Source organism: Streptosporangium sp. DT93 (genome assembly GCF_049844535.1).
In the GTDB taxonomy this organism is placed as follows: Bacteria; Actinomycetota; Actinomycetes; order Streptosporangiales; family Streptosporangiaceae; genus Streptosporangium.
On record NZ_JBNCLF010000013.1, the window covers coordinates 83622 to 107489 of the forward strand.

The following is a 23868-nucleotide window of genomic DNA, read 5'->3' on the forward strand; positions in this document are numbered from 1 at the left end:
GACGGCCGGCGCCCTCCGCGGCTCAGGGCCTGAGGACGACCTTCTCGCAGCCGTCCCTCTTGTTCTTGAAGATGTCGAAGCCCTGGGCCGCCTGCTCCAGCGGCAGGGTGTGCGTGACGATCCGGGTCGGATCGATCTCCCCCCGCTCGATCCGGCCCAGCAGCGGCTTCATGTACCGCTGCACATGACACTGCCCCGCACGCAGGGTCAGCGACCGGTTCATCCACGCCCCGGCGGGGAACTTGTCCACCAGGCCGCCGTACAGGCCGATGACCGACACGATGCCGCCGCTGCGGCATGACATGATGGCCTGCCGCAGCGCGTGCGGCCGGCCGGTCTCCGACCGCACGGCCTGCTTGACCCGGTCGTAGGCCGCGAGGTGGGTGCTGCCGTGCGTCGCCTCCAGGCCGACCGCGTCGATGCACTTGTCCGGCCCCCGCCCGCCGGTCAGCGTCAGCAGCTCCGAGCGCACGTCGACCTCGTCGAAGTTGACGGTCACGTGACCGGCCGCCTCGGCCATGCGCAGCCGGTAGGGCTCCTTGTCGATCGCGATGACCTTCGCCGCCCCCAGGGCCCTGGCGCTGTCCATGGCGAACTGCCCCACCGGACCGGCACCCCACACCGCGACGACGTCGCTGGAGGTGATGTCGCACATCTCGGCGCCCATGTAGCCGGTCGGCAGGATGTCGGACAGGAACAGCACCTGCTCGTCACTCAGGTCCGACTCGATCCTCAACGGGCCCACGTCGGCGAACGGCACCCGCGCGTACTGCGCCTGCCCGCCCGCGAACCCGCCGGTCAGATGCGAGAACCCGAAGAGCCCCGCGACCGGGTGACCGGGTGACCGGGTGACCGGGTGACCGTACATCTTCTCCGCGATACCCGCGTTGGGGTTGCTGTTCTCACAGCACGAGTACAGCTCCGCCACACACGCCGCGCACGCACCGCACCCGATCGGAAACGTTCCACGACGATGGCCGAACGCAAAGGCTCCGGCGTCCTTCACCGCCGGATCGTCGCCTCACGTCGTGGATTCACCGTTCCCGGGAAAGGACGCGCGTCAGCGGTGGTCGTTCTCCTTCAGCTCGACGACCCAGGCGCGACGCTCGGCGATCCTGCCGTCCCGCATGACGAACACCTCCGCCATGGACATGCGCATCTCGCCGCCCGCGGCCCGTCGCACCGTCCCGGTGAGCTCGGCCATGACGACGTCACCCTGCTCGACCATCCGCACGACCTCCAGGCGAGGGGGGTCGAGGAGCTCGGGCGGGCCGTCGATGGCCTTGTCGTAGGCGTCCTTGCCGGTCAGGCGAAAGGCGCCGAAGACCGTCCACTCGATGTCCTCGGTCAGGCAGGACAGGATCTGCTCGTGGTCGTTCCTACGGAAACCGTCCAGGTAGGTGGTGACGGTCTCGATGTTCCGTGACATGCCCGCTCCTTCGATCGCCTGCCGTCCGGGGCCGCCGTGCGATCCGGCGGTTCCCCCACGGTAGGTCGGAGCGGCCCAGGCGTCCTTGACATCGCGCGCGTCACCCGCCGGCCCGGGTGCGGAAGAGGTCCCGGACGTCCTCGGCACCGCGCGCGTCACGCGGCCGGCGTCACCCGCCCGTCCGGGTGAGGAAGAAGTCCCGGACGTCCCCGGCGAACGACTCCGGCACCTCCATCGCGGCGAAGTGGCCGCCGCGCTCGAACTCCGACCAGTGGGTGATGTCGTACAGCCGCTCGGCCAGCGGCCGCACCGGCCGCGTGATGTCGTGCGCGAACACCGCCACCCCGACCGGCACCGGGCACGGCTCGGTCCGCCGCGGGGTCTCGCGGTGCAGCCGCGCCGAGGAGGCCGCGGTGGCGGTAAGCCAGTACAGCGAGACGCCGGTGAGCATCCGCTCGTCGTCGATCCGCGAGCGGGGGTCCGTCCACCGCTCGAAGCGCTCGGCGATCCAGGCCAGCTGGCCCACCGGCGAGTCGGTCAGCGCGTAGCCGACGGTCTGCGGGGTGGTGGCCTGCAGGGCCTGGTACGGCGGGCGGTTCGCCATCAGGTGCCTGATCTTTTCCAGCCGGGCCTCGTCCTCCTCGGACAGCTCGATGCCGGCGTCCGGGTCCGGCCGGGTGGGCAGGTAGTTGACGTGCACCCCGGCGACCCGCTCGGGTGCCACCGCGCCCAGCGCCAGCGAGATGCCCGAGCCGAAGTCGCCTCCCTGCGCGCCGTAGCGCTCGTACCCCAGGCGGCGCATCAGCTCGGCCCAGGCCCGCGCCACCCGGACGATGTCCCAGCCGCGCTCGCGGGTGGGTCCGGAGAAGCCGTATCCCGGGATGGACGGGATCACCAGGTGGAAGTCGCGCGACAGCGGCTCGACGACGTCGAGGAACTCCAGGAACGAGCCGGGCCAGCCGTGGGTGAGGATCAGCGCGAGCGCGTCCGGTCTCGGGGAGCGGACGTGGACGAAGTGGATGTTCTGGCCGTCGATCTCGGTGGTGAAGTGCGGAAGCTCGTTGAGCCCGGCCTCGTGCGCGCGCCAGTCGTGGCGGGTGCGCCAGTGCTCGGCCAGTTCCCGCAGGCGCGCCAGCGGGAAGCCGTAGTCCCACCCGGCTCCGGCGATCTCGTTGGGCCAGCGGGTGCGGGAGAGACGGCCGGCCAGGTCGTCGAGGTCGGCCTGGGGAACGGCGATACGGAACGGCTTGATCACGATCGTGACTCCGGGGGACGCGTTCGGCGGCCGCCGATCGGCCGGACGGTGTCCGGCGGCGAGAGCGGTCGGCGCCTTCGATGTTGGTGACACCAACTATAAACGTATTCGTTGGCTTGACCAATAAAGACGGGCTCGGCGGGCAGAGGTCCCGAGGGCCGCGTACCGCGTCGAGCAGGCGACCCCGGCCCGCCGCCGGGCCGGGGCAGCGGTCGCCCGGCCGCCGCCACCCCTCGTTCCGGCACTCCCGGACGGACGGAGTCACATATCGCCCATTGACGGACACCTCCACGGCGGGCTACTAATACGCCCAGCGCACCGATCACCGTCCCGGTGTGTTCGCGGTGAGATGTTAGCGTTAACATATGGAGGTACCGGAATGCGCGCGTACCGACGGGTTCTCACGACACTGGTGGCGTTCTCGGTGTTCTCGGCGACCGTCCTGGCCGCCGTCACGGCCCTGGTGCTGGTACCGACGGCGGCCCACGCCGCGGGACCGGTCCCGCACTACCTGATGACGGCCTTCACCAACAGCAGCGAGTCGAACATGTACGTCTACGACTCGCCGAACGCCTCGACCTTCTCCCTGGTGCGGGCCAACGCCTACACGCCGCCGTCCGGGCTGATCAGGGACCCCAGCGTGCTGCGGCACACGGACGGCTACTACTACCTCGTCTACACGACGAACTGGACCGGCGACACCATCGGCTTCGCCCGCAGCGCCGACACGGTGAGCTGGACGTTCCTGCGCAACGTGACCGTCGGGCTGAACGGCGCCACCGGCAGCACCTGGGCGCCGGAGTGGTTCAGGGACTCCGACGGCAGCGTCCACGTGATCTTCTCCGCCTCGGCGACCGGCACGGCGGGGCAGTTCAGGCCGTACCGGATCACCGCCACCGACACCGCCCTGTCGTCCTGGAGCGCGCCGGTGGCCCTGGGCATCCCGGCGAACTACATCGACAGCTTCGTGGTCAAGGTGGGCTCGACCTACCACAACTTCCTCAAGAACGAGACGACGAAGTACATCGAGCACGCCACCGCCACCTCGCTCACCGGCCCCTGGAGCTTCACCGGCACCGGCAACTGGGCGGGCTGGGGCTCGGGGCTCGAAGGACCCGCGCTGACCCGGCTGCCCGACGGCAGGTGGCGGATCTACTTCGACAACTACACGGGCCGCCGCTACTACCACGCCGACAGCTCCGACCTGGCCACATTCTCCGCCAAGGTCGAGATGACCGGCCTGTCGGGCACCGCCAGGCACTTCACCGTGCTGCGCGAGGACGTCGGCGACACGACGGCGGTGCCGACCGGCAACCGTTCGCTGCGCTCGGCCAACTTCCCCGACCGCCACCTGCGCCACCGCTCCAACGTGGCCTACGTCGACCCGCTGAACGCCTCCAGCCCGCTCGCCGACCGCAGGGACGCCACGTTCACGGTCGGTGCCGGACTGGCAGGCGGCGGTTGCCACTCCTTCCAGTCGGTGAACCTGCCGGGCTACTACCTGCGCCACTACAACATGCGGCTCGTCCTGCAGCGCGACGACGGCTCGGCGATCTTCAAGGGGGACGCCACCTTCTGCGGCCGGGCGGGACTGGCGGGCGGCGGCACGACCTCGTTCGAGTCGTACAACCTGCCGGGCCGCTACCTGCGCCACTACAACTACGAGATGCGGCTGGACCTCAAGGCGTCCGGGTCGGTGTTCGCCTCCGACGCCTCCTTCATGGTGACCTCGCCGCTGGCCTGACGAGCCGTCTTCCGGCGAGGACGTCATGCCGCCCCTCGCTCCTTAACCCCCGCCCCCCGGGCCCCCTCCCCCGGTCCGACGAGACAAGGACGACCCGATGCCCCCCACATCCGCGCGCCGCCCGCTGCTGACCGTACTGATCACCCTGCTCGCGGTGATCGGCGGCCTGCTCCTTCCGGTGACGGCCCACGCCTCCCCCGCCGTCCAGTACACCAACCCGCTGGCCGCCCAGCGCGCCGACCCGCACATCTTCCGCCACACCGACGGCTACTACTACTTCACCGCCACCGTCCCCGAGTACGACCGCATCGTGCTGCGCCGCGCCACCACCATCCAGGGCCTGGCAGGCGCCCCGGAGACGGTCATCTGGCGCAGGCACACCAGCGGCGAGATGGGCGCCCACATCTGGGCACCGGAGATCCACTTCATCAACGGCAAGTGGTACGTCTACTTCGCCGCCGGCCGCGCCGACGACGTCTGGCGCATCCGGATGTACGTCCTGGAGAGCTCGGCGGCCAACCCCCTGACCGGCTCCTGGACCGAACGCGGCCGCATCACCACCCCCTGGGACACCTTCGCCCTGGACGCCTCCACCTTCGTCACGAACGGGGTGCGCTACCTCACCTGGGCCCAGCAGGAGCCCGGCATCGCCACCAACTCCAACCTCTACATCGCCCGCATGGGCGCCAACCCCTGGACGATCACCGGCGCCACCACCCGGCTGACCGTGCCCACCCTGGCCTGGGAGACGCGCGGGTTCAAGGTCGCCGAGGGACCGGCGGTGATCCAGCGCAACGGCCGGCTCTTCCTGACCTACTCCGCCAGCGCCACCGACGCCAACTACTGCCTGGGCATGCTGACAGCCCCGGCCTCGGCCGACCCGCTCAACGCCTCCTCCTGGACCAAGAGCGCGGGTCCCGTCTTCGCCACCAACGCCGCGACCGGCCAGTACGGCCCCGGCCACAACTCCTTCACCGTCTCCGAGGACGGCCAGAGCGACATCCTCGTCTACCACGACCGCAACTACCGCGACATCACCGGTGACCCGCTCAACGACCCCAACCGGCGCACCCGCGTCCAGAAGGTCCACTGGAGGGCCGACGGCACCCCCGACTTCGGCATCCCGGTCCCCGACGGCGCCACCCCCGCGCGGCTGATGTCCTACGACGTCCCCGGCTCGGCGGTGCGCCACTGGGAGTACCGGGCCCGCCTGGAGACCAACGTCTCCCCGCTGGCCGACTCCCAGTTCAGGCTCGTCACCGGCCTGTCCGGGTCGGGCACGGTGTCGCTGGAGTCCACCAACTTCCCCGGCTACTTCCTACGCCACCGCAACCACGAGGCCTGGGTGGAGAAGAACGACGGCTCCGCCCTGTTCAAGGCCGACGCCGGCTTCACCCGCCGCGCCGGGCTGGCCGGGTCCGGGACGGTGTCGCTGGAGTCGGTCAACTTCCCCGGCTACTACCTGCGCCATCGCGCCGGCCAGGTGTGGGTCGAGCAGAACGACGGCACCGCCGCCTTCCGCGGCAACGCCAGCTTCGTCCTGGAGTGAGACGCGCCGGGAGTCCGGGATGAGACGCGCCGAGGACGTGGAGTGAGACGCGCCGGGAGGGGGTGACGACGGCCGCCCCCTCCCGGACGGGGCCCACGGGATCGGCCGCTCCCGGACGGGACACGCCGGGATCGGCCGCGGGCCCGGGAATATGTCCCCTACGGATCACGTCCCCCGAGATGGAACGTGCCCGCCGGGCCTGTAGCGTTGCCCCCGTAGGGGGGTGAGCCGCTGTGAAGGCGGAATCGAACGAGGGCGGGCTGTTCTCCAGACCCGCGGTGCTGGAGGACGTCGCCGCGCTCGCCGGGGTGTCGGCGATGACCGTCTCGCGGGCACTGAACGCGCCCGAGAGGGTGCACGCCGGAACCCGGGCGCGCGTGCTGGCCGCGGTGCGGGAGCTGGACTACCGGCCCAACACCGCCGCGCGCCGTCTCGTCACGGGCCGCTCCGGGGTGCTGGGCGTGGTCAGCATCGACACCCCCCTGTACGGCCCGGTCTCGACCCTCTACAGCATCGAGCGCGCCGCCAGGCTCAACGACTACTCCGTGAGCATCACCAGCCTGAGCACGCTCAACCGCCGCTCCATCGAGGAGAGCCTGCGCCAGCTCCAGTCGCAGTCGGTGGACGGCGTCATCATCGTCGCGCCGCACGAGTCCGCGGCCGAGGGCCTGCGCCACCTGCCGTCGATGATCCCCGTGGTCGCGGTCGACGCCGGGGAGGGCCTCTCCGTCCCGGTCGCCATGGTCGACCAGCGGGCGGGGGCGGCGCGGGCGACCAGGCACCTGCTCGACCTCGGCCACGAGACCGTGTGGCATCTGGCGGGCCCGGCCGACTGGATCGACGCCAACGGCCGGGTCGAGGGCTGGCGCGAGACGCTGGAGGCCGGGGGGCACCGGGTTCCCGAGGTGCCGCGCGGGGACTGGAGCTCGCGTTCCGGCTATCAGATCGGCCGGCGGCTGGCGGACGATCCCGAGGTCACGGCCATCTTCGCGGGCAACGACCAGATGGCCCTGGGCGTGCTGCGGGCGCTGCGCGAGGCCGGGCGGCGCGTACCCGAGGACGTCAGCGTGGTGGGCTTCGACGACGTGCCGGAGTCGGCCTACTTCTGGCCTCCGCTCACGACGATGCGCCAGGACTTCGAGGAGGTCGGCAGGAACGCCTTCCACCTGCTGCTCGACCGGATGGCGGGCAGGCCGGGCCAGGCCCGGCGGCTCGTGGAGCCCGAACTCATCGTGAGGGAGAGCGCCGCGGCCCCGCCGACCCGTCGCGGCCGGTCCCGGGGACGAACCGGCTGAGGGAGAGCGCGGGGCCCCGCCGACCCGTCGCGGGCGGTCCCGGGAACGGACCCCCTTGGCCTCGCCGCCGGGGCTTTCTCCCCGCCCCGCCCCGGTACGGCGCGCGGGCACGGGCGAAGGCCCGCCCCCGGAGGGGCGGGCCTTCCGTCCGCGGGAGGGTCAGAGCAGGACGGGCAGGCGGCGTACCAGGGGGGTGGTGGCCCACCAGGCGCCCAGGCCCCAGGTGGCGCCCGCGTTGCTCAGTGCCAGTCCGGCCAGGACGACGGCGTAGACGAGGTGGTCGTCCAGGACGGGGTTGGTCTCCAGCGGCAGCGCCGCGGCCCACATCAGCACCATCATCAGGCCTCCGGCGATCGCGGCGACGCGCAGGCCGATGCCCAGGATCAACGCGGTGCCCACGCCCAGCAGGCCGAGCATGAACAGCCAGTCCACCCAGCCCTGCCCGGCCAGGGCGCCGAACACCCCGCCCAGGGCGTTGTCGCCGGTGCCCTTGAGGAAGCCGGTGGTGGGACTGCCGCCGTTGAGCCAGGCCCGCTCGGCGGGGGTGGAGAAGCCGAGCCCGAAGGTCTTGTCCAGGAACGCCCACAGGAAGATGAAGCCCAGCCCGATCCGGGTGATCGCCCAGGCGTAGGCCGCCGGGCGCCGGTCGGCCGGTACGGGGGTGGCGTCCACGACCGGCCCGGTGGCGGTGCTTCGTCCGTGAGTGGTGGCCATGACGGCTCCTCTTTCGCTGTGTTCCGCGGTCTTTGTCGCACCTCCATCCCATCGCGTCCGGTGATCGCGCCACAGTGCCGTACGACTCGCGTGCGAAGGACTTTCGGCCCTCTCCCCCGCGGCCCGCGAACTCCGGGCCCATGATCTTCAGGCCCGCGAACTCCGGGCGCGCGAACTCCGGGGCTGCGAGCTCCAGGGCTGCGAACTCCGGGGCTGCGAGCTCCAGGGCTGCGAACTCCGGGGCTGCGAGCTCCAGGGCTGCGAACTCCGGGGCTGCGAGCTCCAGGGCTGCGAACTCCGGGGTTGTGAGCTCCAGGTCTGCGAGCTCCGCACCTGCGGGCCCGCCGGCGGTCGCGTGCCCGTGTTCCCGGCCCGCCGATCCGCCCTACCGGTCGCCGGGGCCGGTCCCCTCGAAGACCTTCGCCATGGCGCCGAGGATCGTCTCGGTCACCTCCCGCCGGTGCTCGGCCATGAAGAAGTGGCCCCCGGAGAAGACGCGGAGGTCGAAGGACCCGGTGGTGAGCTCGCTCCAGGCCCGCACGTCGTCGAGGCTCGCCAGCGGGTCGGCGTCGCCGGTGAGCGCGACGATCGGGCAGCTCAGCGGTGTCAGGTCCGCGGGGCGGTAGGTCTCGATGGCCCGGTAGTCGCTGCGGATCACCGGGAGCACCAGCTCCCGCACCTCCTCGTCCTCCAGGAAGACCGCCTCCGCGCCGTTCACCTCCCGCAGGTGGGCGATCAGGCCGTTCTCGCCGAGCAGGTGCACGGTCTCCAGGCGGTCCCTGGAGGGCGCGCGCCGCCCGGACGCCAGCAGCAGCCCGGGCCCCCGGTCCCCGAGACGCCTGGCCACCTCGAAGGCGACGATGGCTCCCATGCTGTGCCCGAAGAAGGCGCGCGGCCGCTCCTGCTGCCGCAGCAGGGCCTCGGCGATGCGGTCGGCGAGCGGGTGGATTCCCCGGAACAACGGCTCGCCGTAGCGGTCCTGCCTGCCCGGGTACTGCACGACGAGCACCTCGGCGGACAGGGCCAGGTCCGCCGAGAACGCGTGGTAGTGGCTGGCGGACGCTCCGGCGTGCGGGAAGCAGACCACCTGCGCGGCGTCGCGCGGTGAGGGGTGGTAACGCCGGAACCATGGGTCGGTCGCCCTCACGGATGTCTCTCCTTCGCCGGGGGATCACGCCTTCGCGGGGGGTCACGGCCTCGCGGGCGCCACGACCTCGCGGGGGCGGCGTCGCCGGGGAATCATAACGTCGCGGGAGGTCACCTCCGTCCCGGTGGCCGTCGCCTCCCCGAACGGGGGTGTCGCGACGACCACCGGACCGGAGGGCGGGCGCGCCGGGCCGTCCCGGTGTTCCCCGTGGTGACCGGCGACGCGGCTAGCCGCGCTCGGCCAGCAGGCCGGCGATCGCCCCGTCCAGGCGGGCCGCGCGCCCGGCCGGGGTCCTGGCCTTCAGCAGCGGCAGGATCAGCCGGTAGCGGGCGGTCCTGCCCAGCGCCTCGAAGCGGGCGGCGGCACGCGGGCTGGCCGCCAGCGCCCCGGCCAGGTCTGCGGGGACGACGGCGTCGCGCTGGGCGGTGTAGGCCGCCTCCCAGCGCCCGTCCGCCCGGGCGGCGGCGACCTCGGCCAGGCCGGGCGGGCGCATCCGCCCGGCGGCGGTCAGCTCCTCCACGCGCTCGACGTTCACCCGCGACCAGCTGCCGCCCCTGCGGCGGCGCGAGTACCGCTGCAGGAAGGAGTGCTCGTCGTGGGCTCTGCGGTGGCTGTCGATCCAGCCGTAGCACAGCGCGACCTCCAGCGCCTGCGTGATCGTGACCGACGTGGTGGCCGACCCCTTCTTCGCGATCCTCAGCCAGGCGCCGTCGCCGCTGTCGTGGTGGGCGGCCAGCCACGCCTCCCACGCCCCGGCGTCCTCGAAGTGCATCATCGGTCCAGCATCTCCAGGTAGTGGGCGTTGTACATGACGCCCAGCACGTTGCCGAACGGGTCGACCACCGACGCGGCGACGAAGCCGGGACCGTGCTCGGTCAGCGGCGTGTGCAGTGTGGCACCCATGGCGAGCAGCCGCTCCAGCGCGCCCTCGACGTCGTCGACGTGCCAGTGGGTGATCGCGCCGCCCGGCGCGGTGGAGGCGCCCGGCGGGGCGTACCGCCGGTCGATGATGCCGAGCTCGGCCTGGTGGTCGCCGATCCGGAACTCGTAGTAGCCGGCCGGCTGCCCGTTCCCGGGCTTCTCGAAGTACGGCTCGACGCCCAGCAGGTCGGCGTACCAGCTCCTGGCCGCCTCCAGGTCGTCCGCCCAGAGGGTGACGGTGGCGAGTCCTCGCAACATGTGCCGCTCCTTCGCTGTCGTGGTCCGGCTGTCGTGCTCCGTTCCGATGTCCATGACTCTAGAAGTCCAATAGGTCATTGAACGTCCTAGCAGGGATGGCAGGATGGGGACATGCGCGATCCCTCCGGCCGACTGCTGCGGCTGCTGTCCCTGCTGCAGACCCCGCGCGAGTGGCCGGGCGCCGAGCTCGCCGACCGCCTGGAGGTCACCTCCCGGACGATCCGGCGCGACGTCGACCGGCTGCGCGAGCTCGGGTACCCGGTCCACGCCACCCAGGGAAACGTCGGCGGCTACCGGCTGACCGCCGGAACGGCCATGCCGCCGCTGCTGCTCGACGACGACGAGGCGGTCGCCGTCGCCGTCGGCCTGCGCGCCGCGGCCACCGCGGCCGTCACCGGCATCGAGGACACCTCGCTCCGCGCCCTGGCCAAACTGGAACAGGTCCTCCCGGCACGGCTGCGCCACCGGGTGGCGGCGCTGTCGGGGGCGGCCGTCGTCCTGCCCCGGCACGACGGCCCGGCCGCCGACGCCGGCACGCTGGCCGCGCTGGCCGCCGCCTGCGTGACGCACGAGAAGGTCCGCTTCCCCTACACCAGGCCGCACGGCGAGGCGACCCGGCGCCTGGTGGAGCCGCACCGGCTGGTGGTCTCCGACCGGCTGTGGTACCTGGTGGCCTACGACGAGCACCGGGCCGCGTGGCGTTCGTTCCGCGTGGACCGGATGGGCGAGGTGCACCGCACCGGCGTCCGCGTTCCCGCCCGCGAGCTGCCCGGCGGCGTCGACACCGAGACCTGGGTGACCCACCAGATGCCGGCCCGCGACGTCCGGGCACGGCTGCTGCTGCACGTGCCCGCCGACGAGGCCGCCGAGGTCGTCCCCGCCTGGCAGGGGGTGCTGGAACCGGTCGACCACCGCTCGTGCCGGCTGGTCACCCACCCCGACTCCCTGCGGCACCTGGCCCACCGCGTCCTGCTCCTGCCGGTCGGCTACACCCTCCTCGACCCCCCGGAGCTGGCCGGCCACCTTCGCGCGATCACCGAACGCGCCGGGCGCGCCGTCGAGGCGTTCACCTGAACACCCGGAGAGCCCCCCTCACGACCCGGGCCGCCCGGAGATCACCTTCATGGCCCGGACCCTCCGGAGGCGCCCTCGGCGGCCAGGACCGCGGACAGGGCGTCGAGGGCCGCCGGGTAGGCGCGTTCGGACGGGGCGGCGAAGCCGACCAGCAGCCCTCGCGCCCGCCCTTCGGGGTCGTGGTGGAGCTCGCTCAGGCCGCGCAGAGCCAGGCCCCGGCGGGCGCACCGGGCCAGCAGGTCGTCCTCGGCGGGGCCGCCGGGCGGGAGGGTCACCAGGGTGTGCAGGCCTGCGGGGACCCCGTGGGCGACGAGGCCGGGAACGGCGGCGATCCGGCCGAGGAGGAGCTCGCGGCGGCGGCGGTAGCGCAGGCGGGCGGCGCGGACGTGGCGGTCGTAGGCGTGGGTGGTGATCAGGTCGGCCAGGACGAGCTGGCCCAGCGTCTCGGTGTACAGGTCGGCGTGCCGCCTGGCCCGTGTGACCGGCTCCACCAGGTGGGGCGGCAGGGCCATCCACCCCAGGCGCAGGGCGGGGCCCAGGGTCTTGGAGACGGTGCCGCAGTACACGACCCGGTCGGGGGCGACGCCCTGCAGGGCCCCGACGGGCCGGCGGTCGTAGCGGTACTCGCCGTCGTAGTCGTCCTCGACGATCAGGCCGCCCGTGGAGCGCGCCCACGCGCACAGCGCCCGGCGGCGGCCGGGACTCAGCGGGACGCCGGCCGGGTACTGGTGCGAGGGCGTCAGGAACACCGCCGCCTCGCGGTGGGTCAGCTCCCGCGTACGGGCGCCGTGGCCGTCGACGGGCAGGGCGAGGACCGTGAACCCGGCGCGCCGGACGACGTCGCGAAAGGCGTTGTGGCCCGGGTCCTCCACGGCCGCGACGCGGGCGCCGCCCGCGACCAGCGCGGCGCAGAGCAGCCCCAGCCCCTGGTAGTGACCGGAGGTGACCACGATCCGGTCCGGGGTGGTGATCACGCCCTGCCCGCCGAGTACGAGCGGGCGCGCGAACTGCTGACCTCCCGGCATCCGATCCTGATCTGCCCCGGCAACCACGACGAGCGCGCCGCGTTCCGGCGGCACCTGCTGGGGTGGCCGGGAACGGGGGAACCGGTCAACCAGGTCCACCGCACGCCCGGCGCCGTCGTCGTCCTGTGCGACTCCTCGGTCCCGGGCAAGGACGAGGGGCTGCTGGAGGAGGAGACGCTGGCGTGGCTGGAGGACACCCTGGCCCGGACCCCGGCGGAGGTTCCCGTCCTGGTCGGCTTCCACCACCCGCCGGCCCTGCTGGGGGTCCCCTTCGTCGACGCCATCCGCCAGTTCGGGGCCGACGGGCTCGCCGGGGTCGCCGGCCGTCACCCCAACCTGGTGGCCTTCCTGTGCGGGCACGCCCACACCGCGGCGGCGACCACCTTCGCCGGACGGCCGCTGCTGGTGGCGCCGGGGGTGGTCTCCACCGTCCGCCTCCCCTGGGAGCGCCGGTCCCACCCCGGCGCCCCCGGCGATCACATCCATCTCGACCGGCCGCCCGCGCTGGCGTTCCACGTCCTGGACGACGAGGGACACCTGACCACCCACTACCGGTCCGTCGTCGTCTGATCGCCCGGCCGGTGCGCGGGTGGCGCCGTCTCAACCGGGCAGGAGCCCGATCGCCGCCTTGGCCCGGCGTACCTTCGTGCCGGCCAGGTCGCGGGCACGTTCGGCACCGGCCCGCAGGGCCTCCTGGACGTGCCGCGGGTCGGCCGCCAGCCGCAGGTAGCGCTCCCTGACGGGCGTGAGGGTGGCCACCACGGCGTCGGCGACCGCCTCCTTCAGCTCGCCGTAGCGGCCGAACTCCCCGGCCAGGCGCTCCGGCTCGCCGCCGGTGCAGGCCGCCAGGACGGCGAGCAGGTTCGACACCCCCGGCCTGCGCGCGGGGTCGTAGCCGACCACGCCCTCGGTGTCGGTGACCGCGCGCATCACCTTGCGCCGCAGGACGTCCGGCTCGTCGAGCAGCCGCAGCGTCCCCGCGGCGGAGGGGGCCGACTTGCTCATCTTGTCGCCGGGCGAGGTCAGGTCCATGATGCGGGCGGCGACCGGCGGGGTGACCGCGCGGGGGACGGTGAAGGTGGGGCCGTAGCGGGTGTTGAAGCGCTGGGCGATGTCGCGGGCCAGCTCCACGTGCTGGCCCTGGTCCTCGCCGACCGGCACCTCGTCGGTGTCGTACAGCAGGATGTCGGCCGCCATCAGGATCGGGTAGGTCAGCAGCGACATCCGCACCCGCTCCTGGCGGCCGGACTTCTCCTTGAACTGGATCATCCGCCGGGCCTCGCCGTAGCCGGTGACGCACTCCAGCAGGTAGTGCAGCTCGGTGTGCCCCGGGACGTGCGACTGGACCAGGAACAGGCACCTGTCCGGGTCGGCGCCCGCCGCCAGCAGGAGGGTCGCGAACTCCAGCGTCCTTCGCCGCACCTCGGCGGGATCGTGTTCCAGGGTCAGGGCGTGCAGGTCGGAGATGAAGATCACCGTGTCCGTGGTGGCCTGCCCGGCGACGATCGGCGCGATCGCGCCGAGGTGGTTGCCCAGATGCAGGTCGCCGGACGGGGTGAAGCCGGTCAGTCGTCGTGCCATCGGTCTGGCTCCCCTTCGGGTCGAAGGGCCGCCCCGGCCGGGCCGACGGGGTGCGAGAACGCGAAACGGCCGCCCGGTCGGGGACGGCCGCGTTGTCAGGTACGCGAATGAACGGTGCCGCCCGTCAGGGGCGCCACCGGCCGGTGAACAGGAAGATCATCCGCATACCGCGACCATACCACCCCGGGGTGGCGGGATGTCAGGCCGTTCAGGACGCGGGCGGGGCCTGCCGTGACGGGATCTCCCCGGCCAGCCGCCTGGCGCGTCCGGCGTCGATGAGGCCCAGCCGGTTGCGGGGCTCGCGGCCCAGGAGGAGGTTGCGCGCGACGCTCATCTGCGGGACGAGGTTGCCCTCCTGGTGGACGGCGGAGATCCCGGCGTGCCGGGCGTCCGGCGGGCCGGGCAGGCGCACCTCGCTCCCCCACAGCCGCAACCTGCCCCCGTCCGGCCGGTACACGCCGGTCAGCACCTTGACCAGGGTGGACTTGCCGGCGCCGTTCTCCCCGACGAGGGCGTGGACCTCTCCCTCCGCCAGGGTGAAGGAGACGTGGTCGAGGGCCCGCACACCGGGGAAGTCCTTGACGATTCCCGCCGCCTCGACGGCACGGGTGCCGGCTGTCATGAAGACCCTCCGTGGAGATAGCCCGGGAGCATGTCCTGATGATGACCGACAAAAGAAACAATTTCGTAAAGAGACAGACACCTTCGATCACAGATGATCGCCCGCCCCGGGCCGTGTCCCGAGGGTGGGGAGGCCACGCCTGCCGCCCCGCCCGACCCCACCGGGGGGAAGCCCGGTGGGACGCGCGGCGCGAGAGCGGTCGTGGGTGATCCTGCCGCCCGCCGGGGGCGGCAGGAGTGTCACCTCAGGTACGCGGAGAGGGGGAGTCGCTGGTCGCGCACCGCCTTGGTGACCAGGCCGGCGATCTGGCGTGCGCCCGCCGCCTCGAAGTGGGTGTGGTCGTCGGCGAAGAACGCGCCGACGGGGCCGGAGGAGTAGTCGCCGTTGAACGGGCAGAAGCGCAGGTTGTTGTAGAGGGTGATGCTCAGCACGTGCAGGTCGACGACCGGGGCGCCGGTGGCCCGGCCGACGTCGAAGGTCTCGGTCAGGAACCCGCGGGTGGGCACGGCGGTGCTTCCGCTGCATCTGAGGGCGGACACCGGGGTCACCAGCGTGGGGTGGGCGCCGCGCTGCTGGGCGGCGCGGACCATGGCGGTGAGCAGTTCGCGGTACCGGGCGGAGCCGACGTGGCGGGGACAGGTGGGCGAGCCGTCGTTGATGCCGAACTGGATGAACAGGTGGTCGCCGGCCTTCATCCCGGTGGAGGCGTTGAGCATCGCCTGCCAGCGGGCCGCGTAGGCGGTGGAGCTGAGCGCGCACTCCCCGGCGGAGTTCACGGTGGAGGTGACGGCGGACTCGTACAGCCAGGTCTGGACGCTGCGGCCGCCTACGGCGCTGTTGACCACGCCCGCGTCGGCGGTGAGGTAGGTGGCGAGCTCCCTGCCCCAGCCGACGATGTTGCCCCCGGAGTTGGCGGCGACGGTGGAGTCCCCGGCCAGCCAGACGGTGGTCGTGCCGGAGACGGGCGCGCCGATCTCCAGGTGGTCGAGGTTGGGCAGGCCGCCGGCGGTGGTGGGGGTCAGGCGGATGACGTTCTCGCCCGCGTTCAGCGACACGGTCAGCGTCCTGGTCACCCAGTTCGTCCACGCCCCCGTGGGGTCGAACGCGCTGCCCGCGTGCGCGACCGCGCCGTTGACCAGCACGTCGGCCGGACGGCCCGCGGTCCCGCCGTTGGCGTAGCGGACGGCGACACTCGCCGCTCCGGCGGCGGGCACGGTCACCGTGAACTGCGCCGCGGCCCCCACCGCGTTGTTCGCGTTGCAGAACCCGCTGCCGGAGAACCCGGCGTGGTTGGACTCGATGAGACCGTCACACGTGGCCGGCGCGCTCTCCGCCTCGTAACGGGTCGCCGCGGAGGCGGCTCCGGTGGTCATGACGACACCCGCGGCGGCCGTCGCCAGCGCGACGGCGGCGGCGGACAGCCTTCTTCGTAAGGACATGGGGAACTCCAAGGGGTGGGTCGGGTCTGGTCGTCGCGGGTACGGCACCTGCGCCGGGCGGGTCAGCCGGGCGCGCATCCGGGGTCGTCGAGGGCGGGGGATCCCGGGGCGGTGTCACAGGCGCCGGCCGTGCCGCTCGACGCATCCGTGGAGGTGGAGGCGGACGCGGGGCTCGGCGGGAGGTGGGCGGCCACGATCGGCGCCAGCCTCGCCGCGATCGCGCGGTGCCCGACGTCGTTGGGGTGGACGGCGTCGGACAGGCCGTCCGCGGGCACCCAGCCGTCGGTGTCGACGAAGAAGACGTTGCGGTCCCCGGCGTTGCCGAGGGCCTGCACCGCGGCCTGGGTCTGCGGCACGAACCGCCCACGGAAGGTCTCCAGGGCCAGGATCGCGGCCTCCGGGTACCTGGCGCGGATCGTGCGCAGCAGTTCGGTGTAGGAGGTCTGGAACTGGGTCGTGGACACCCCGTGCCCGGCGTCGTTGGTACCCAGGTTGACCACGACCACATCCGCCCGGTACCGCGTGAAGTCGTGGTCGGCCGCCCCGTCGGCGGCGCTCACCTTCACGAACCGCCGGTCCAGGCCGACGCAGCCGTCGGCGGTGCTCACCAGGCAGGCGCCTCCCTGGGCGACCTGCGTGTGATCCAGGCCGAGTTGTTCGCCGACCAGCCATCCGTACGCGGTGAGCGCGTTCTTCGAGCTGGTGGTGCCGACCGTGATGGAGTCCCCGACGAACTCCACCGTGCCGCGGGACGGCTCGGCGGGCACCGTCCGGGCGCCCGGGTCGAGCACCAGCCCCTGGAACACCGCGTCGCCGCGGTAGGAGCCGGCCACCACCCGGTAGGACACGCGCAGGCGGTGGGTGCCCGCCGCCAGCGGTGACGGGGTGAGGTTGACGGTGCCCTGCACGTTCTGCAGGTAGACGTCGGGGCGGCCGTCGATGCTGTAGTAGAGGTCGATGGCGTTGCGCTGCCTCAGCTTGACGGTGGTGCCGGTGAACCCGGTCGTGAGATAGGCGCCGGCCCAGCCGGGCACATAGGCGCCGCCGTTGCGGGTGTCCCAGCGGCCGACGAAACGGATGTTCGCATCGGTGGGCGAGCCGTCCCCGCCGCCACCGCCGCCCGTCGTGACCTCGACGTAGTCGATGTTCCCGAGTCCGCCGGCGGTGGTCGCGGCGAGCCGCACGGTGGTGGTCCCCGCGTTCAGTTGCACGGACACGCTCCTGGTCGCCCAGGTGGTCCACGCGCCGGTGCCCTCGAAGCCGAGCCCGGACCGCACCGTCGTCCCGTTGACGCTGACGTCCGCGGGCCGGTTCGCCGTGGTGCCGTTGGCGTAGCGGACGGTCAGGGTGGCGGTGCCCGCGGCCGGTGTGCTCACGGTGAACCGCGCGGCGCTGCCGACGGCGTTGGTCGTGTCGCAGAAACCGCTGCCGGAGTAGCCTGCGTGGTTGGAGGCCACGACGCCGTCACACACGGCGGGCGCGGACTCCACCTCGTACCGGGTCGTCGCGGCGGGGGGGGGGGGGGGGGGCCCCCCCGGGCCCCCCGGCGGGCCGGCGGGGGCCCCGCCCCCCGCCGGCCGGGGGGGGGGCGGGCGCCCCCCCCCCCCCCCCCCCCCCGCCCCCCCCACGCCAGTGCCGTCGTCATCGCCGCGAGCAATGAGATCTTCGGCAGCCATTTCATCGGGGCTCCTGGGGGGTGGGGGCCGGCTGGGGGGATGCGCCACGGCTCGGGTCACGGCCCGGCGGCCCGGCGGGGTGCCGGGCCGCCGGGCGGTCGGCGGACGTGGATGTCGGGCCGCCGGGCGGTCGACGGATGTGGATGTCGGGCCGCCGGGCGGTCGACGGATGTGGATGTCGGGCCGCCGGAGGGTCAGCGGACGTGGATGTCGGGCCGCGGCGGGGTGCTCATGCCGTCGCCCAGGAAGAAGCTCGGGTGGGGCGGCTGGTTGTAGGCGGTGTTCTGCCAGGCGACGGCGACGCGGTACTGGGGGTCGTGCATCAGCGTGTAGAGCCGCCGGTCGGTCTGGACGGGGGTGGCGTAGACGCGCAGCGCGGCGTTGTCGTCGCGGGGCAGGATGATCTCCTCGCGCCAGTCGCCGAACAGGTCGCCGGACAGCGACGGGGTGGCCTTGGTGCCGTTGATCGAGTGCGCTCCGGAGGCGGTGAGCAGGCGGGTGTCGCCGCCGGTGCCGTACTTGTCGACGTGGTTGCCGTCCAGCAGTTCCCGCACCGGGTCGCCGTCCCACCAGGCCAGGAAGTTGGAGCTGCCGGGGGTGCGCCCGACGCTGCCGCCGGAGGCGTTGAACAGGCTGGTCAGGCCGGTGCCCGCCCCCCAGAACTCGGCGCCGGGGTTGCCGGCGTAGATGTCGCCGGCCACGCCGCGGCCCGGGCCCTCGCAGTTGCAGGCGTTGTTCTTCTGCATGATGATCGAGCCGTTGCCGGCGTCGCGCAGCGTGGCGGCGGCGCCGGAGTTCTGCTCGTGGATCTGCCAGATCTCCTTGCCCGCGCGGCCGGGCACGAGGTCCCCGACGTGCAGGGCGTCGCCGTGGGCGTAGAAGCCGGTGGTGTAACGGCCGGTGCCGTCGGCGTTGACGGTCATGCCGCCGTAGACGACCTCGTCGGTGCCGTTGCCGTCGACGTCGGCGATGGACAGCGAGTGGGTGCCGCGGCCGGTCCACTGGCTGCCGGCATTGGCGGAGTCGAATTTCCAGCGCCGGGTGAGCCGGCCGTCGCGGAAGTCCCAGGCCGCGATCGCGCTCTTGGCGTAGTAGCCGCGGCCCATGATGATGCTCGGCCGCCGGCCGTCCAGGTAGGCCGTGCCGGCCAGGAACCGGTCGCCGCGGTTGCCGTAGGTGTCACCCCAGTCGCCGATGCTGCCGCGGGCCGGATCGAAGTTCACCGTGGAGCGGACCGCGCCGGTCAGCCCGTCGAACACGGTCAGATACTCGGGTCCGGTGAGGATGTAGCCGTCGGAGTTGCGGTGCAGGGCGCCGCCGTTGCCGATCACCTGCCCGGTGCCGGACACGGTGCCGTCGCCGGTCTTGACCGCCATCTCGGCCCGGCCGTCGCCGTCGTAGTCGTAGACCTGGAACTGGGTGTAGTGCGCGCCCGCCCGGATGTTGCGACCAAGGTCGACGCGCCACAGCCGCTGGCCGTTGAGCCGGTAGGCGTCGATGTAGACGTTGCTCGTGACCCCGGCCTGGGAGTTGTCCTTCTGGTCGCTCGGGTCCCACTTGAGGAAGATCTCGTACTGCCCGTCGCCGTCCGCGTCGCCGACGCTCGCGTCCCCGGCGGTGTAGGTGCTCCCCGGCCGGGAGATCGGCACGTCCAGGTAGGTGCCGCCGGCGAAGCGCAGCGACGGCCCGGACGCCGCCTGCTCCACCCCGTTCACCACCGCGCGGACGGTGTAGGAGGCGTCGGCCGCGGCGCCGTTGTCCAGGTGGTTGGTGGCGCCGGTGAGGGGGGAGGCGTTCAGCTTGGCCGAGCCCCGGTAGAGGTTGAACCCGGTGCTCATGCTCTCGGTGCCGAGCAGCCGCCACGAGACCAGGTTGCCGCTTCCCGAGCGCACGCTGATCAGGCCGCGGTCGAGGTCCTCCATCTGGCGGCCGGTCGGGGTCGGGTCCGTACCGCCCTGGTCGACCTCGAGGTGGTCGAGGTTGGGCAGGCCGCCGGCGGTGGTCGGGGTCAGGCGGATGACGTTCTCGCCCGCGTTCAGCGACACGGTCAGCGTCCTGGTCACCCAGTTCGTCCAGGCGCCGGTGGGGTCGAACGCGCTGCCCGCGTGCGCGACCGCGCCGTTGACCAGCACGTCGGCCGGACGGCCCGCGGTCCCGCCGTTGGCGTAACGGACGCCGATGGTGGCCGCGCCCGCAGCGGGCACGGTCACCGTGAACTGCGCCGCCGCCCCCACCGCGTTGTTCGCGTTGCAGAACCCGCTGCCGGTGAACCCGGCGTGGTTGGACTCGATGAGACCGTCACACGTGGCCGGCGCGCTCTCCGCCTCGTAACGGGTCGCCGCGGAAGCCTCCGCGGCGATGGCGACACCGGCGACGGCCGTCGCCAGCGCGACGCCGGCGGACAGCAGGGCGACGCGTGGTCTGCGTAAGGACATGGGAACTCCAGCGGGTGGGGGGCGGGTCGTCGCGGGTGCGGCAACGGCGACAGGTCCGGCTCGCGCGTGCGCCGCAGGACGAGCCCGGCGAGGCCGCGGGCGGAGTCGGGGGGTGAGGCCGCGCGTTCTCCTCACAGGCGCGGTCAGGCTCTGTGAACGTGCACGGTAACGCACAACCCGGCGCGCTGAAAATGCCCGCCCGAAGCCCGAGGTGGACGCCGGCACCGCCCTCGTGCGACCGCCACCGGCGACGACGAGGCCCTTTTTCTCCCTGTGAACGTTCCCGGGGCCCTCGGCGTCCTCCGGCGTGATGTGAACGTTTCACGCGTGCCCGCCGTCACCGGATCCACGGCGGCCCGGACGCGGAGGGCCGCGGACGGCGCCGTCACGGAAGCAGCCCGTCCCGGGTGCGGTACGGGGCGTGTCCTATCGCCGGGCGACGTGCAGCCGTACCCCCCGGGAGGCGAGGTCGTCCAGGACCTCGGTGGGCGCGCCGTCGTCGGTGACGAGGTGCGTGATCTCCTCGGTGGGCACGGTCCGGACCATGGTGTCGATACCGATCTTGGTGTGGTCGGCGAGCACGACCACGTCCTCGGCGGCCCGCACGATCGCGCGGTCGACGCTGGCGACCTGGAGGTTGGGGGTGGACAGACCGCGCTCGGCGGTCAGGCCGTTGCCCGAGACGAACGCGCGGCGCACCCGCAGCCCGGCCAGCGAGTGCTCGGCGGGGCTGCCGACGAGGGCGTGGATGGAGCCGCGCAGCGTGCCCCCGGTCATCACCACCTCGATGCGCGGGCAGTCGGCCAGGGCCTGGGCCACCAGGAGCGAGTTGGTGACGACGGCGAGCTCGGCGTAGCGGGTCAGGCGCCGGGCGAACGCCTGGGTCGTGGTGCCGGCGCCGACGGCGATCGCGTCGCCGTCCTCGACCAGGGAGGCGGCCAGGTCGGCGATGACCAGCTTCTCCGCGTCGGCGAGCTGGGCCTTCTGCGAGTAGGTCGGCTCGCGGGAGAGCTCGCCGGGCAGGGTGGCGCCCCCGTGGTGGCGGTCGAGGAGCCCCTCGGCCTCCAGGATCCGCACGTCGCGGCGGACGGTGACCTCCGAGGAGCCGACGGCCCGGGCGAGGTCGCGCAGGGAGACGGCGCCGTTGGCGCGCACCAGCTCCAGGATGCGCTGGCGCCGCTCGGCGGCGAACACCGGCCGGGCACCCTCGGCCATATCGCTGGTCTTTCCGTCGGTCACCTGTCTGCCCGCCCTGGACTAGTGCTGATCGGCCTCGATCATAAAGAGTCCGGATTACGGGCAGATGACAGCTTCCGTGATCGGCCCGCGCCGACCCGCGACCGGGTCCACGTCCGGCGCGTGCCCTCTCCCGGCGTCCGGGAGGGGGCACGATCATATTCGGTCAAATATTGACATACAAAGCCTCGAAGTATTCACTTCTGATCATCCCCTTCGCCGGGTGCGCGCCGTGCCGGTTCACGGCGGGCACCCGGCGAACCGCACGGCAGAAAGGCCCGCACCCGTCCCCGGTCCTTGGTCCCCGGGAACACCTCACCGCGATCCCCGCGCATCTCCGAGCCCTCACCCCCCTGAGGAGATCCCATGCAACGCGCACACCGTCGACGGCGGCCGCTGAACGCGGTCGTCGTCCTCCTCGTCGGCCTGGCCACGTTCGCGACAGGCCTGCCGCAGGCCGCCGCCGCCCCGCCCCAGCCGTCCCCGCTGACGACGCCCTGGACGAACCAGGCGCTGAACGGCACGCCCCTGCCGGAGTATCCCCGGCCGCAGATGACCCGCCCCGACTGGCAGAACCTCAACGGCGAGTGGCAGCTCCGGCAGTCGGCCACCAACGACGCGCCCGTGTTCGGCCAGACGCTGCCGGAACGCGTCAACGTGCCGTTCCCGGTGGAGTCCGCCCTGTCCGGCATCAAGCGGGCGGCGAACGACAACCGCCACTACCTGACCTACCGGCGGACGTTCACCGTGCCGGCCGGCTGGAACGGCCGCCGGGTGCAGCTCCACTTCGGCGCCGTGGACTGGCAGACGACCGTGTGGGTGAACGGCGCCCAGGTCGGCGGCCACACGGGCGGCTACGACCGGTTCGAGTTCGACATCACCCCGCACCTCAACGGCGGGACGAACGAGCTGATCGTGCGCGCCTTCGACCCGACCGACTCCGGCGCCGCCGGGAGCAGCCCCGCCAGGGGCAAGCAGGTCCGCTCCCCCGGCGGCATCATGTACACGCCGTCGTCGGGCATCTGGCAGACGGTGTGGCTGGAGCCGACCCCCGCCTCGTCGATCCACAGCGTCGACTTCTATCCCAACCTCGCGAACAACACCCTGCGGGTCCGCGTCTTCACCAAGGGCAACGTCTCGGGGCACTCGGTGTACGCCGAGGCGCTGAACGGCTCGACCGTCGTCGGCACCGCGACCGGCGCCTTCACCGACTTCAGCGTCCCGGTCCCCGACGCGCGGCGCTGGTCGCCGGACGACCCGTTCCTGTACAACCTGCGGGTCTCCCTGCGCGACGCCGGAGGCGCGACCGTCGACCGGACCACGCACTACTTCGGGATGCGCGAGGTCGGCAAGGCCGTGGTCAACGGCAGGCTCACGCTGACGCTCAACGGCCGGTTCGTCATGCAGAACGGCGTGCTTGACCAGGGCTTCTGGCCCGACGGCCTGCACACCGCGCCGACCGACGCCGCCCTGGCGAGCGACCTGCAGAAGACCAGGGACCTCGGCTTCAACATGGTCCGCAAGCACATCAAGGTGGAGCCGCAGCGCTGGTACTACCACGCCGACCGCCTCGGCCTGCTGGTCTGGCAGGACATGCCGAGCATGGGCGGCGGGAACGACGCCCAGCACGCGCAGTGGGAGAGCGAGCTGAGGGAGATCGTCGACGAGCACCGCTCGTCACCCGCGGTCGTCGCCTACGTCCCGTTCAACGAGGGCTGGGGGGAGTGGAACCTGGCCGACACCTCGCGGGTCATCCAGAACGTCAAGAACCAGGACCCGACCAGGCTCGTCAACGGGCACAGCGGCTACAACTGCTGCGCGTCCAAGGGCGACCCGGGCAACGGCGACATCATGGACTGGCACATCTACGTCGGGCCCGACTCCCCCGCGCCGACGAGCACCCGCACCGCCGTGCTCGGCGAGTACGGCGGCCTGGGCGTGCGGGTGCCCGGCCACGAGTACAGCCCCAACGGCCAGTTCGGCGCGTACGAGATGCACCCGAACGCGCAGTCGATCACCGACCGGTACGTGAGCCTCGTCGCCCAGTCGGCGAACCTCATGCACACCCGGGGACTCAGCGCGCTGGTGTACACCCAGCCGTTCGACGTCGAGGGCGAGGTCAACGGCTTCTGGACCTACGACCGGCAGGTGATGAAGTTCGACGCCGCCCGGGTCAGGGCGGCCAACCTCGGCATCATCGCCGCCTCCAAGCGGCTGAACACGGCCCCGCCCCCGCCCGGCCGGCCGGTCAACGGTCCCGGAGGCAGGTGCGTGGACGTCGCCGCCGACGACACCGGCGGCAACGGCGCCGCGGTGCAGCTGTGGGACTGCCAGATCCAGGCCGCCGACCAGCACTGGACCTGGAACGGCAGGGCGCTGCGAACGCTGAACCGCTGCCTGGACGTGACCGGCAACGCGACCGCCGCCGGATCACCGCTCCAGCTGTGGGACTGCAACGGCGGCGGCGC

Annotated in this window: 20 protein-coding genes and 1 pseudogene; 7 read left to right on the forward strand and 14 right to left on the reverse strand. The window is 72.8% G+C overall.

Annotated elements, in window-relative coordinates:
- Positions 1-22 precede the first annotated feature (22 nt).
- The 3 genes from ACLQ2R_RS25720 to ACLQ2R_RS25730 all read right to left on the reverse strand — a co-directional run bounded on the left by ACLQ2R_RS25720 (position 23) and on the right by ACLQ2R_RS25730 (position 2684).
- Positions 23-928, reverse strand: a complete 906-nt coding sequence (locus ACLQ2R_RS25720; protein WP_425963138.1) for a zinc-binding dehydrogenase — start codon at positions 926-928, stop codon at positions 23-25.
- A gap of 132 nt (positions 929-1060) precedes the next feature.
- On the reverse strand, positions 1061-1429 hold the full coding sequence (locus ACLQ2R_RS25725; protein WP_425963139.1) for a nuclear transport factor 2 family protein: 369 nt from the start codon (positions 1427-1429) through the stop codon (positions 1061-1063).
- A 169-nt stretch (positions 1430-1598) separates the two neighbouring features.
- Positions 1599-2684, reverse strand: coding sequence for an epoxide hydrolase family protein (locus ACLQ2R_RS25730; RefSeq protein WP_425963140.1), 1086 nt, complete (start codon positions 2682-2684; stop codon positions 1599-1601).
- A 379-nt stretch (positions 2685-3063) separates the two neighbouring features.
- On the opposite strand from ACLQ2R_RS25730, the gene ACLQ2R_RS25735 reads away from it, so the two are divergent.
- The 3 genes from ACLQ2R_RS25735 (at position 3064) to ACLQ2R_RS25745 (ending at position 7272) form a co-directional block, all read left to right on the forward strand.
- Positions 3064-4428: a glycoside hydrolase family 43 protein gene (locus tag ACLQ2R_RS25735; protein ID WP_425963141.1), complete on the forward strand. Its 1365-nt coding sequence runs from the start codon at positions 3064-3066 to the stop codon at positions 4426-4428.
- 97 nt (positions 4429-4525) lie between these two features.
- A complete protein-coding gene (locus tag ACLQ2R_RS25740; protein WP_425963142.1) occupies positions 4526-5977 on the forward strand; it encodes a family 43 glycosylhydrolase in 1452 nt (483 codons plus the stop codon).
- Between the two features lie 233 nt (positions 5978-6210).
- The gene (locus ACLQ2R_RS25745) at positions 6211-7272 is read left to right on the forward strand and encodes a LacI family DNA-binding transcriptional regulator (RefSeq protein ID WP_425963143.1); all 1062 of its coding nucleotides are present in this window, start codon (positions 6211-6213) and stop codon (positions 7270-7272) included.
- A 159-nt stretch (positions 7273-7431) separates the two neighbouring features.
- On the opposite strand, the gene ACLQ2R_RS25750 is transcribed toward ACLQ2R_RS25745, so the two are convergent.
- Complete coding sequence (locus ACLQ2R_RS25750) at positions 7432-7986, reverse strand: hypothetical protein (RefSeq protein ID WP_425963144.1); 555 nt, start codon at positions 7984-7986, stop codon at positions 7432-7434.
- A 211-nt stretch (positions 7987-8197) separates the two neighbouring features.
- On the opposite strand from ACLQ2R_RS25750, the pseudogene ACLQ2R_RS25755 reads away from it, so the two are divergent.
- Positions 8198-8287: pseudogene (locus ACLQ2R_RS25755) on the forward strand (pentapeptide repeat-containing protein); the annotation flags it as partial.
- Between the two features lie 84 nt (positions 8288-8371).
- On the opposite strand, the gene ACLQ2R_RS25760 reads toward ACLQ2R_RS25755, so the two are convergent.
- The 3 genes from ACLQ2R_RS25760 to ACLQ2R_RS25770 form a co-directional block, all read right to left on the reverse strand.
- The gene (locus ACLQ2R_RS25760) at positions 8372-9133 is read right to left on the reverse strand and encodes a thioesterase II family protein (protein WP_425963145.1); all 762 of its coding nucleotides are present in this window, start codon (positions 9131-9133) and stop codon (positions 8372-8374) included.
- Positions 9134-9359: 226 nt separating this feature from the next.
- A complete protein-coding gene (locus ACLQ2R_RS25765) occupies positions 9360-9908 on the reverse strand; it encodes a YdeI/OmpD-associated family protein (protein WP_425963147.1) in 549 nt (182 codons plus the stop codon).
- The gene (locus ACLQ2R_RS25770; RefSeq protein WP_425963149.1) at positions 9905-10312 is read right to left on the reverse strand and encodes a VOC family protein; all 408 of its coding nucleotides are present in this window, start codon (positions 10310-10312) and stop codon (positions 9905-9907) included. Before ACLQ2R_RS25770 ends, ACLQ2R_RS25765 begins: the two co-directional genes overlap by 4 nt.
- A gap of 111 nt (positions 10313-10423) precedes the next feature.
- Here ACLQ2R_RS25770 and ACLQ2R_RS25775 point away from each other — a divergent pair, with 111 nt between their 5' ends.
- Positions 10424-11386, forward strand: coding sequence for a helix-turn-helix transcriptional regulator (locus ACLQ2R_RS25775; RefSeq protein ID WP_425963151.1), 963 nt, complete (start codon positions 10424-10426; stop codon positions 11384-11386).
- Between the two features lie 47 nt (positions 11387-11433).
- Here the strand turns inward: ACLQ2R_RS25775 and ACLQ2R_RS25780 are convergent, their stop codons facing one another.
- Entirely contained in the window at positions 11434-12360 is a 927-nt protein-coding gene (locus ACLQ2R_RS25780) for a PLP-dependent aminotransferase family protein (protein WP_425963153.1), read from the reverse strand.
- Between ACLQ2R_RS25780 and ACLQ2R_RS25785 the strand changes: the two genes are divergently transcribed.
- Positions 12319-12981, forward strand: a complete 663-nt coding sequence (locus ACLQ2R_RS25785) for a metallophosphoesterase (protein ID WP_425963155.1) — start codon at positions 12319-12321, stop codon at positions 12979-12981. The two genes, ACLQ2R_RS25780 and ACLQ2R_RS25785, sit on opposite strands and share 42 nt — an antisense overlap.
- Positions 12982-13011: 30 nt before the next feature.
- On the opposite strand, the gene trpS is transcribed toward ACLQ2R_RS25785, so the two are convergent.
- The 6 genes from trpS to ACLQ2R_RS25815 form a co-directional block, all read right to left on the reverse strand.
- The gene (gene trpS / locus ACLQ2R_RS25790; RefSeq protein WP_425963157.1) at positions 13012-13992 is read right to left on the reverse strand and encodes a tryptophan--tRNA ligase; all 981 of its coding nucleotides are present in this window, start codon (positions 13990-13992) and stop codon (positions 13012-13014) included.
- A 208-nt stretch (positions 13993-14200) separates the two neighbouring features.
- Positions 14201-14614 carry an ATP-binding cassette domain-containing protein gene (locus tag ACLQ2R_RS25795; protein ID WP_425963159.1) on the reverse strand — a complete coding sequence of 138 codons (414 nt, stop codon included), beginning with the start codon at positions 14612-14614 and terminating at the stop codon, positions 14201-14203.
- A 239-nt stretch (positions 14615-14853) separates the two neighbouring features.
- Complete coding sequence (locus tag ACLQ2R_RS25800) at positions 14854-16053, reverse strand: SGNH/GDSL hydrolase family protein (RefSeq protein WP_425963161.1); 1200 nt, start codon at positions 16051-16053, stop codon at positions 14854-14856.
- A 62-nt stretch (positions 16054-16115) separates the two neighbouring features.
- Entirely contained in the window at positions 16116-17543 is a 1428-nt protein-coding gene (locus ACLQ2R_RS25805) for a GDSL-type esterase/lipase family protein (RefSeq protein ID WP_425963163.1), read from the reverse strand.
- A gap of 380 nt (positions 17544-17923) precedes the next feature.
- The gene (locus ACLQ2R_RS25810; RefSeq protein ID WP_425963165.1) at positions 17924-20164 is read right to left on the reverse strand and encodes a carbohydrate-binding protein; all 2241 of its coding nucleotides are present in this window, start codon (positions 20162-20164) and stop codon (positions 17924-17926) included.
- 426 nt (positions 20165-20590) lie between these two features.
- Complete coding sequence (locus ACLQ2R_RS25815; protein ID WP_425963334.1) at positions 20591-21379, reverse strand: DeoR/GlpR family DNA-binding transcription regulator; 789 nt, start codon at positions 21377-21379, stop codon at positions 20591-20593.
- Positions 21380-21766: 387 nt separating this feature from the next.
- Between ACLQ2R_RS25815 and ACLQ2R_RS25820 the strand changes: the two genes are divergently transcribed.
- Positions 21767-23868 (forward strand): sugar-binding domain-containing protein (locus ACLQ2R_RS25820; protein ID WP_425963166.1); only part of this gene is annotated, 2102 nt, incomplete at its 3' end.